The 9,314-nt window shown below is 69.5% G+C and carries 10 protein-coding genes; 6 read left to right on the plus strand and 4 right to left on the minus strand.

Annotation, left to right across the window (positions count from 1 at the left end; genetic code table 11):
* The first annotated feature begins 70 nt into the window (after positions 1-70).
* The 4 genes from AIIKEEIJ_RS18890 (at position 71) to AIIKEEIJ_RS18905 (ending at position 3,947) form a co-directional block, all read left to right on the plus strand.
* Entirely contained in the window at positions 71-688 is a 618-nt protein-coding gene (locus AIIKEEIJ_RS18890) for an Rv1733c family protein (protein WP_161996333.1), read from the plus strand.
* 124 nt (positions 689-812) lie between these two features.
* Positions 813-1,037: a hypothetical protein gene (locus tag AIIKEEIJ_RS18895; RefSeq protein WP_006940443.1), complete on the plus strand. Its 225-nt coding sequence runs from the start codon at positions 813-815 to the stop codon at positions 1,035-1,037.
* Between the two features lie 127 nt (positions 1,038-1,164).
* Positions 1,165-2,592, plus strand: coding sequence for a hypothetical protein (locus AIIKEEIJ_RS18900; protein WP_161996334.1), 1,428 nt, complete (start codon positions 1,165-1,167; stop codon positions 2,590-2,592).
* Positions 2,589-3,947 carry a diacylglycerol/lipid kinase family protein gene (locus tag AIIKEEIJ_RS18905; protein ID WP_043798325.1) on the plus strand — a complete coding sequence of 453 codons (1,359 nt, stop codon included), beginning with the start codon at positions 2,589-2,591 and terminating at the stop codon, positions 3,945-3,947. The genes AIIKEEIJ_RS18900 and AIIKEEIJ_RS18905 overlap by 4 nt, the downstream gene beginning before the upstream one ends.
* Here AIIKEEIJ_RS18905 and AIIKEEIJ_RS18910 read toward each other — a convergent pair.
* From AIIKEEIJ_RS18910 to AIIKEEIJ_RS18920, 3 genes are all read right to left on the minus strand, one after another.
* Complete coding sequence (locus tag AIIKEEIJ_RS18910) at positions 3,911-5,569, minus strand: MFS transporter (RefSeq protein WP_043798327.1); 1,659 nt, start codon at positions 5,567-5,569, stop codon at positions 3,911-3,913. The two genes, AIIKEEIJ_RS18905 and AIIKEEIJ_RS18910, sit on opposite strands and share 37 nt — an antisense overlap.
* 16 nt (positions 5,570-5,585) lie before the next feature.
* The gene (locus AIIKEEIJ_RS18915; RefSeq protein ID WP_006940434.1) at positions 5,586-6,407 is read right to left on the minus strand and encodes a class II glutamine amidotransferase; all 822 of its coding nucleotides are present in this window, start codon (positions 6,405-6,407) and stop codon (positions 5,586-5,588) included.
* A 198-nt stretch (positions 6,408-6,605) separates the two neighbouring features.
* Entirely contained in the window at positions 6,606-7,445 is an 840-nt protein-coding gene (locus AIIKEEIJ_RS18920; protein WP_050036235.1) for a slipin family protein, read from the minus strand.
* A 252-nt stretch (positions 7,446-7,697) separates the two neighbouring features.
* Between AIIKEEIJ_RS18920 and AIIKEEIJ_RS18925 the strand changes: the two genes are divergently transcribed.
* Positions 7,698-8,042 carry a glutaredoxin domain-containing protein gene (locus AIIKEEIJ_RS18925; protein ID WP_161996335.1) on the plus strand — a complete coding sequence of 115 codons (345 nt, stop codon included), beginning with the start codon at positions 7,698-7,700 and terminating at the stop codon, positions 8,040-8,042.
* Between the two features lie 39 nt (positions 8,043-8,081).
* Positions 8,082-8,714 (plus strand): class I SAM-dependent methyltransferase, encoded by a 633-nt coding sequence (locus tag AIIKEEIJ_RS18930; RefSeq protein ID WP_161996336.1) that lies wholly within the window; start codon positions 8,082-8,084, stop codon positions 8,712-8,714.
* A 42-nt stretch (positions 8,715-8,756) separates the two neighbouring features.
* Here AIIKEEIJ_RS18930 and AIIKEEIJ_RS18935 read toward each other — a convergent pair whose 3' ends face one another.
* Positions 8,757-9,059, minus strand: a complete 303-nt coding sequence (locus tag AIIKEEIJ_RS18935; protein ID WP_006940428.1) for a metal-sensitive transcriptional regulator — start codon at positions 9,057-9,059, stop codon at positions 8,757-8,759.
* Between the last annotated feature and the right edge of the window lie 255 nt (positions 9,060-9,314).

Here is a 9,314-nt window from a genome sequence, read left to right on the forward strand (position 1 = left end):
GACCTTGTGCCCTACGCCACAGGCCCTCGCCGGCGGAACACTGTAGTCAAGTAACTGCAGGAGTTTCGAGATGAACGCAGAGCAGCCCCTGGCCCTCCGGTTATGGCGCCGCGCTCCGTGGAGCGGCAACCCGCTGATGCGACGATCCGAGCGAGTCGAATCCGCACTCGTTCTGGTCGTCGCGATGTTCGTGCTCGTCATGGTGCCCCTCGCCGCCGCGTACGGGACGGCGACCTACGCGCGGGTCGGCCAGCTTGCGCTGGAGGAACGCCTGGAACGCCACCAGGTGACGGCGATCCTCCTCGAGGAGCCGGGACCGACGGGCACCAGTTCGATGACGGACACTGCGACCCGGGGTCCGGGGGACCCGGACCGAGCGACCGCGCGGTGGACGACCGGGACCGACGAAACGCGCACGGGGAAGGTGGAGACGCCCTTCGGCGCGAAGCCGGGCGAGACGATCGACATCTGGATCGATTCGACCGGTGATCCCGTCGCCGCGCCCAGGACCGGCTCGGACGGCGTCGTGGCCGGTGTCAGTGCCGCACTCACGGTGTGGGGGGTGGGCTCCGGCATCGCCCTGCTGCTCCTCTACGGAGTTCATCGTGTCGGCGTGCGGCGGAGGCTGTCGGCATTGGATCGCGAATGGAACGAAACCGGACGGAGCCCGGGATGGACGTTGGGTTGACCGCCCCCGGGTCTGCGGGCCGGGGGTCTGCAGGCCGGTCAGCAGCGCACACGGCGATGCTCGGCAGCGCGGAGAGGATTCCTCGATCCGGTCGCAGCACAAGAAGATACGCGGGGAGGCCGAGATGAGCGACTGGGTCTGCCGGTTGGTGGTGTCGACGGAATCCGGCGACAGTCCGGCTCAACTGCATATGGTGCTCCGCGACGATCTCACGGACGCGGAGGTGCTCGCCCGTGTCCTCGGCCTGGTTCACGAGTTCTATGGTCCCGGCGTGCAGGTCGACGACCTGAAGCCCGAGTCCTGGGCGCAGACCCGAACTGCGTCCCCGGTCCGTTCACCCGGCGGATGAGGGAAAAGGAGGCATACAGCAAGACATTTCACACAGTCACATCGAACTGCATCTCGGACTCGTGCCGCCGGAGGGCACGCTTCGTCCGTGCTGCCGTGCCTCTGTCACCGAGTGGAAAGAGAAGACGATGGACAGCGACATTTCGCGCAGCGGCACGGGCACCGCTCCGCTCGACACCGCCGAGCGGGCCGAGCTGGAGCGGTTGCGGGCCGAGGTGGCCGCACTGCGGGCGCGGACAGAGGCCGCGCCCGAGGCCCCGCCGCCACCCCCGCCCGTATCGCGTCCGCCGCGGCACGCGCTGCGCTGGACTGCGGTGGCGATTCTGACGGTGCTGGTCGCACTGCTGGCGATCGCGTCGGTGACGGCGCGGTTCGTGCGCAGCGAGATCCTCGACACGGACCGGTACGTCACCACGGTGGCCCCGCTCGGTTCCGATCCCGCGGTGCAGACCGAGATCGCGAGCACGGTCACCGACGAGATCTTCGCGCGGGTCGATGTCGAAGGCCTCACGTCCGACGCGCTGACCGCCCTGACCGATGCCGTTCCGGCGACCGCGGACGCGCCGCGCGTGGACCGGGCGGTGGAGGGGCTCGCGCCGGTGATCGCCGGGCAGGCACGCAACTTCGTGTACGAGACGGTGCTGTCGCTGGTGCAGACCGACCAGTTCGAGGATCTGTGGATCCAGGCCAACCGTGCAGCGCACACCGGGCTGGTGGCAGTCGTCACCGGTGAGGGCGGCCCGTCCTCGGTAACGGTGGACGAGAGCGGCACGGTCAGCATCTCCCTCGGCACGATCATCGACAACGTCAAGGCCCGCCTGCTGGACCGGGGATTCTCCTTCGCCGAGAAGATCCCGAACATCGACAAGCAGTTCGTACTGTTCCAGTCGCCGGAGCTGATCAGGGCGCAACGGGCGGTCAGCGCTCTGGACACGGCGTCGGATGTGCTGCCGTGGCTGACGATCGCCGCCGCGGTGGCCGCGGTGGCCGTGGCTCCGCCCGGGCGTCGCCGTCGTGCCCTGGCGTTCGTCGGGACGGCACTGCTCGTGGGGATGCTGATCCTCGCGATCGCGCTGATCGTCGCCCGATCCCTCTATCTCGGCGACATTCCCCCGGACGTGCTGTCCCCGGACGCCGCCTCGGCGATCGCCGACACGATGCTGGTGCCGCTGCGGACCGCACTGCGGGCGGTGGCGATCCTCGGCCTGGTGATCGCGGTCGGGGCGTACCTGACCGGGGGATCAGCCTCCGCGACCGCCGTCCGTCGCGGATTCGGGCGAGGCATGGACGCGGTGCAGCGGTCCCGTAAGCCGCGGCCACCGAACCAGGTGGAAGCCGGGGCCTACCGGGCCCGGACGGCGTTGCGGCTGGCGATCATCGGCATCGCCGCCGTGATGCTGATGTTCTGGCGGTACCCGACCGGTCTCGTGGTCGTGTGGATCGTTCTCGGTGCCCTGCTGGCGTTGCTCGCGCTCGAGGTGCTGATCCGGCCGGCACGAACCTGGGAGCAACCGACGGAGATCGTGCCCGACGCGGACTCGAAGACCGGGACGTGAGCCCGGTGGACGCCGTTCCCGGCGACGAGGTGCCGGTCTCCCGCCGATGGTGGGCGCGTGCGGCGTTCGCCGCCGTCCTCGGCGCTGCCGCCGTTCCGGTGATCGTCGCGGGCCTGCGCGGCGCCCTCGCACTCCTGGCGGTGAGCGTGACGGTGGCAGCGGTGACGGTCGCGGCTCTCTACTGGTTCCTCGCGAGCCGGGGGCTGCTGCGCGCGCTGTCACTGGGTCTCGCAGTGGTCGCCCCCCTCGCGCTGCCCGTGCTGTTCGTGCGGGAGCGCGTGCTCTGGGTCGCGTTGGTGTCGGTCGCGCTGGTGCTGCTCGCCTTGGCGTGCGCGCGGGCGGCCCTGCGCCGTGACACAGAGCAGGGGATGCCCGAGTACCCCGCCGCGCCGGTCCACCGCCCGTTCCTGGTGATGAACCCCCGTTCGGGGGGCGGCAAGGTCGTGAAGTTCGATCTGCAACGCAAGGCCGAGGAACTCGGTGCCGAGGTAGCCCTGCTCGCGGGACCGGGGCCCGTCGACGTCGAGGCCCTGGCCCGGCAGGCGGTGGAGCGGGGCGCCGACCTGCTCGGTGTCGCCGGAGGCGACGGGACACAGGCCCTGGTGGCGGCGATCGCGGCCGAGCACGGTCTGCCGTTCCTGGTGATCAGCGCCGGCACACGGAACCACTTCGCGCTGGATCTGGGACTGGACCGGGAGGACCCGGCCGCAGGCCTGGACGCTCTGCGGGACGGGGTGGAACTGCGCATCGATCTCGGCAGGATCGGGGGACGGGTGTTCGTCAACAACGCCTCGTTCGGCGTCTACGCCGACGTGGTGCAGAGCCCGGAATACCGGGACGACAAGGCCGGGACGGCCCTGCGGATGATGCCCGACCTGCTCGCTCGCGACAGCGCCACCCGGCTGAGGGCCCGCATCGACGGCGACACGACGGTGGAAGGCGCGCAGGCCGTCCTGGTGAGCAACGACCCGTACGCGACCGACGACCTCGCGGGGCTGGGACGACGGCCCCGGCTGGATCGCGGGGTGCTCGGGGTGGTGACGATCTCGGTAGCCGGCGCGGGGCAGGCGGTCGACCTGCTGCGCCGCACGCACAGCCGGGGGCTGGTTCAGCGCGTGGCCACCGAGGTGATCGTCGACGCGGAGGCACCGGAGATTCCGGTCGGGGTGGACGGGGAAGCGCTGATGCTGCCCACGCCGGTGCGCTGCACCGTCGAGCCGCAGGCGCTGCGGGTGCGGGTGCCCCGGCGCCGTCCGGGAACCCTGGTCTCGGCACCGACCTGGGACTGGGCGCGGCTCCGGGACCTGGCCTTCCGGCCTCAGCGCTCGTCGTCGGTCTCGTCGGGCCTGCGCTGACCCTCGCCGGGCCGTGCGCCCACCGGCCGGCGCGGTAGCGATCCGGTGCCGAACAGTGCGGCGACGGTGATCAGTGCCGTGACGGCGAAGGCCACCTGCAGGGCCTCGAGCCGCGCGTCCGAGTTGACCTCGAGGATCGCATCCGCGGTGGCCTCGTCCACCCCGGCCTCGTCCAGGGCGCCCTCCAACTGGGTGTCGGACAGGAACGGCACCCCGGCAGCCATGTCCGTGGTGGCCTGCTGTTGCACCGATTCCGGCACGGCCGGGTTGTTCTCGATGCCGGCGATGACGGAGGTGGTCAGGGTGGCGATCAGGATGGAGCCGATCAGGGCGGTCCCCAGTGACGCGCCGAGATTGGTCGCCGTGTTCTGCAGACCGCCGACCTCGGCGCTCTGCGAGTCCGGCACCGCGGACACCGTGACCGCACCGAGCTGGGAGGCCAGCGCACCCAGTCCGAGACCCATCAGCAGCATCGGGATCGACACGACCGCCGCATTTGCGCCGGGATCCATCCCACCCACGAGGATGAGGATGCCGACGACCATGATCCCGAGGCCGATCCGGACGATGCGCCGGGGATTCGCCTGGGGTCGCAGCTTGGGGATGCCGACCGCGGCCAGGACCAGAGCGATCGACAGCGGAAGGATCCGCACACCCGTCTCGAGCGCACTGAGTTCGAGGACCACAGACAGGAACAGGGGGACGGAGAAGAACACCCCGGCCTGAATGAGGAATTGGGCGAAGAACATGCTCAGACCGCCGGTGAGCTGACTGTTCCTCAGCAGCGCGGGGTCGACCAGCGGTTCGCCGCCCGTCTTCGCCAGGTACGTCTCCCGCCGCAGGAACAGGTAGAGCACGAAGAGTCCACCCAGCAGCAACCAGATGACGGGGGACAGTCCCAGGATCGCCGGTCCGCCGGGTTTGGTCTGGATCCAGCCCCATTCGCTCGAGCGCAGCACGCCGTAGACGAACATTCCCAGGCCGGCGACCGACAGGAGCGAGCCGACGAGGTCGAGCCGGATCCGCTGCGGTGGAATGTCTTCCACGCGACGCAGCGCGAGCAGGATCAGGACGACGATGACAACCTCGCCGAAGAAGACGTAGCGCCAGGACGCGAACGTGGTCACCGCCCCACCGAGCAACGGCCCCACCGCGACTGCCGCGGCACCCGCCGCGGCCACCAATCCGTAGGCGGCGGGGCGGCGTTCGGCGGGGAAGTTCGCCGCGACCAGGGAAACGATCGCGGGCATGATCAGGGCGGCGCCGATGCCCTCGAGCAGGGACCAGCCGATGAGGAGGACGGTGAGATTCGGCGCGATCCCGGTGACGAACGACCCGGCGCCGTAGATGATCAGGCCGAGCCCGAACGCGCGGCGCCGCCCGAGGATGGTGCCGATCTTGCCGCCGGTGATCATCAAGCTGGCCATCACCAGGGTGTAGAGGGTGATGGCGGTCTGGATGCCGGTGATGGTGGTGCCCACGTCCGCGGCCACGGTCGCCATCGACACGTTCATCACGGAGCTGTCGAGCGTCATCAGGAACTGCCCCGCAGCCAGTACTGCGAGCACCAGTGCGGAACCCGAGGCCACCGCCGGACCCTTCGGCGAACTGTCAAGACTCATGCATCGACCTCTCGCGTCAGACGGGCTCGAGCGGCCGGAACGGCCGGATGTCGTTGCCCGCGGGGCCGACCACGGCGGCGGAGGACTCGGGCATCTCGTTCCATGCGCCCGGCAGATCGCGGAGCGGTTCGGACACGACGAACCGGGCGTCGATGCCCAGACGATGGAACATCTCCACCTCGGGGTGCAGCTCGCGGAGCTTGGCGACCTCGGTGGAGTAGAACAGCGACCGGGTCCGGCCCTCGCTGGAGTAGCGGAACACCCAGATGGTGTCGCCGGCCGTGGTGGCCACGGTCATCTGCACGGGATCGTCGATCCCGCGGTGGCGGGCGACCTTCTCGACCATCCCGATCGCACGGCCGACCGCGGTGAACGGATCGTCCCGGAGACCGAACGTGAGAGCGAGGAAGAACAGCACCTCGGAGTCCGTGGTACCCGCGATGTCCGGGTACAGCGACGGATCCACGGCCATCATCAGTTCCCGCTTGATGTCCCGGAAGCCGAGGATCTCGCCGTTGTGCATCCACAGCCATTCCTCGTGCCGGAACGGGTGGCAATTGCTGCGCTGCACCTGCGTGCCGGTCGAGGACCGCACGTGCGCGAACAGCAGCGGGGTGCGGATCTGCCCGGCGATCTCCCGCAGGTTGTGGTTGTTCCACGCCGGATCGATGCTCTTGAACATCGCCGGTTCGGAACCTATTCCGTACCAGCCGATTCCGAATCCGTCACCGTTGGTGGTGGTGGCTCCGAGATGGGAGTGCAGGCTCTGGTCGATGAGTGAATGCTCGGGCTTGAACAGCAGATCCTCCACGAGGATCGGCTCGCCCGAGTAGGCCATCCATCTGCACACCCGACCATTGAAGCACCCGGGTGTCGCCCCCCGGGCCGGAAAGAAGGCAGTGGGCTCACCTGCGGTCACTGCATGCCGGTCCGCCGGAGATCGAGAATCACGCCCGTGGTGGCATCGTCGTCGACCGCAATGCCGCGGCTGCCACCGGGGACGATCACCGATCCGCCGTCGAGTCCCGTCCTGGCCCTACCCTCCTCGCGCCGGCGCGGTGGGGGCCACCGCGACGGATGCCGACGTGCCGTTGCCGACGAGGCCGGAGGTGGGCGCCACCGGTGTGCGCTGGGCGGCCGCTGCCGCTGCCGCGGTGGCTTCGTGTTCGAGGAAGGTCTTCAGTTCGCCGATGGCACTCATCATGGGGGCCGGGAACACCACGGTGGTGTTCTTCTCGACCCCCAGCTCCACCAGGGTCTGCAGGTTGCGCAGTTGCAGGGCCAGGGGGTGAGCCATCATCGTGTCGGAGGCGTCTCCGAGCGCGGCGGCCGCCATCGACTCACCTTCCGCCGCGATGATCTTGGCGCGCTTCTCCCGCTCGGCCTCGGCCTGACGTGCCATGGCGCGTTTCATGCTGTCGGGAAGCTGGATGTCCTTCAACTCCACCAGGGTCACCTCCACGCCCCATTCGAGGGTGGACACGTCGAGGAATTCTCGAATGTGGACGTTGATGACGTCGGTCTCCGACAACGCCTCGTCGAGGGTGTGGCGGCCGACCACCCTGCGCAGCGTGGTCTGGGCGATCTGATCGATCGCAGCGGCGACGTTCTCGATCGCGACGACCGACTTCACGGCGTCGATGACACGGAAATAGGCGACTGCGGAGATGTCCACGCTGACGTTGTCGCGCGTGATGATTCCCTGGGACTGGATCGGCATCGTGACGATCCGCAACGACACCTTCGTGAGGCGGTCGACGATCGGGATGATCAGATGCAGGCCGGGTTCCTTCACCCCGATCAGCCGGCCGAACCGGAAGAGCACGCCCTTCTCGTACTGGGTGACGACGTGCACCGACTGCGACAACACGAACATCACCACGACGAGGAGCACGGCGGCGAGGATGATCCAGGCGGTCACGACGTTCCTCCCATCCCGCAGCAGGTCGCGGTTGCCTTCACCGTGCGCTCGTGGACCGCGGCCGGGAAGGGTCGAAAGTCACCGCCGGGGCGGATCGGCGAGTTCGAGACCTTCCGAGCCGCGTCGGTACGAGACCGTGCGCAACACCGGAGGAAATATACCCCCTCCGGTATATTGGGCGGGACGTGCTGTGAGAGGAGCGAGGAGATGACATCGGCGGACTTCGTCGACGGGATCGAAGTGCTGTGGCGACCCGGGTGCCCGTTCTGTTCGCGGCTGCGCCGGGCCCTGCGCCGACGCGGCATCGACACCCGCGAGATCGACATCTGGCAGGACCGCGCGGCCGCGGGGCGGGTCCGTGCGGTCACCGGCGGCGACGAGACCGTGCCGACCGTCTTCGTGGGACGGGTCGCCCTGGTCAACCCCGGGGTGCGCGAGATCGAGGCCGCGATCGAGCGGGAATTCCCCGAGCGAACCGGCGAACTGCTCCCGGCGCCGGTGTCTCGTCCCCGCAAGCTGTTGTCCCGCATCGGCTTCCCGCTGCGCGACTGACGCGCCCGACCACCCGTACCGACGACCGAAGGAGTCGCAGTGCCGGAAAACCAACTCGACGAAGAACTCTGGGACGAGCGCTACCGTTCCCGTCCCGCGCTCTGGAGCGGTGAGCCGAACCGTCACCTCGTGGGGGAGGCGGCCGAACTCGAGCCCGGCCTCGCCCTCGACGTCGGCTGCGGCGAGGGCGCGGACGCCATCTGGCTCGCGCGGCGCGGCTGGCGGGTCGACGGCGTGGACGTGTCCGGCGTCGCCCTGCAGCGCGCCGCCGAGCACGCGGATCGGGCCGGCGCCGAGATCGCCGGGCGCATCACCTGGCTGCACGAGAACCTCACCGCGTGGGATCCGGGCCGGGGGCGGTACGACCTGGTCTCCGCGCAGTACATGCACCTGCCGCCACCGGAACGCGACGTCCTCTTTCGAAGGCTCGCGGAGGCGGTCGCTCCCGGCGGCACCCTCCTGGTCGTCGGGCATCACCCCTCCGACCTGCAGACCACCGTGCCGCGCCCGCCGCGGCCCGAGCTGTTCTTCACGGGAGCGGACGTCGTGGCGCTGCTCGATCCCGACGGCTGGGACGTCGTCACCGAGGCCGCCGTCGCGCGGTCGGTCACCGACCCGGACGGACGCGCCGTCACCGTGCACGACACGGTGGTCAGGGCCCGACGGCGCTGATCGCGCCACCACGTCGCGAACGTCGTCGTCGGGCGGTCTCCCTCAGGCCAGGGCGAGGAAGAGGCGCTCGAGCTGTTCTTCGGTGAGCCGGTCCGGGCACGTGTCGTCCTCCTCGTCGAGCATGCACCGACGAAGCTGCGCGGCAACGATCTTGAACCCGGCGCGGTCGAGCGCCCGGGAGACGGCGGCGAGCTGGGTCACCACGTCCCGGCACTCGCGGCCGGACTCGAGCATGGCGATCACGCCGGCGAGCTGCCCCTGCGCGCGGCGCAGCCGGTGCAGCACCTGCGTATCGGCTTCGGGGGTGACGGCGGTCCTGGGGACGGGGTCGACGGGAGTGTTCATCGCTGTGCTTCCTGCGGTAGGGGACGAGGTTCGAAGGGATACCCCATGGGGTACTTGACATACCCTAGGGGGTATGTGGCAGGGTTGTCCATATCGAGGACGAAATCGACCCATACGGAGGAACCACGATGATTCTCGAGCAGTACTACATCGAGTGCCTGTCGCACGCGTCGTACCTGATCGGTGACGAGGGCACCGGCCGGGCGGTGGTGGTCGATCCGCGCCGCGATGTCACCGAGTACCTCGACGACGCCG

This window comes from Rhodococcus sp. YH1 (assembly GCF_009939605.1).
GTDB classification, from domain to species: Bacteria; Actinomycetota; Actinomycetes; order Mycobacteriales; family Mycobacteriaceae; genus Rhodococcus; species Rhodococcus aetherivorans.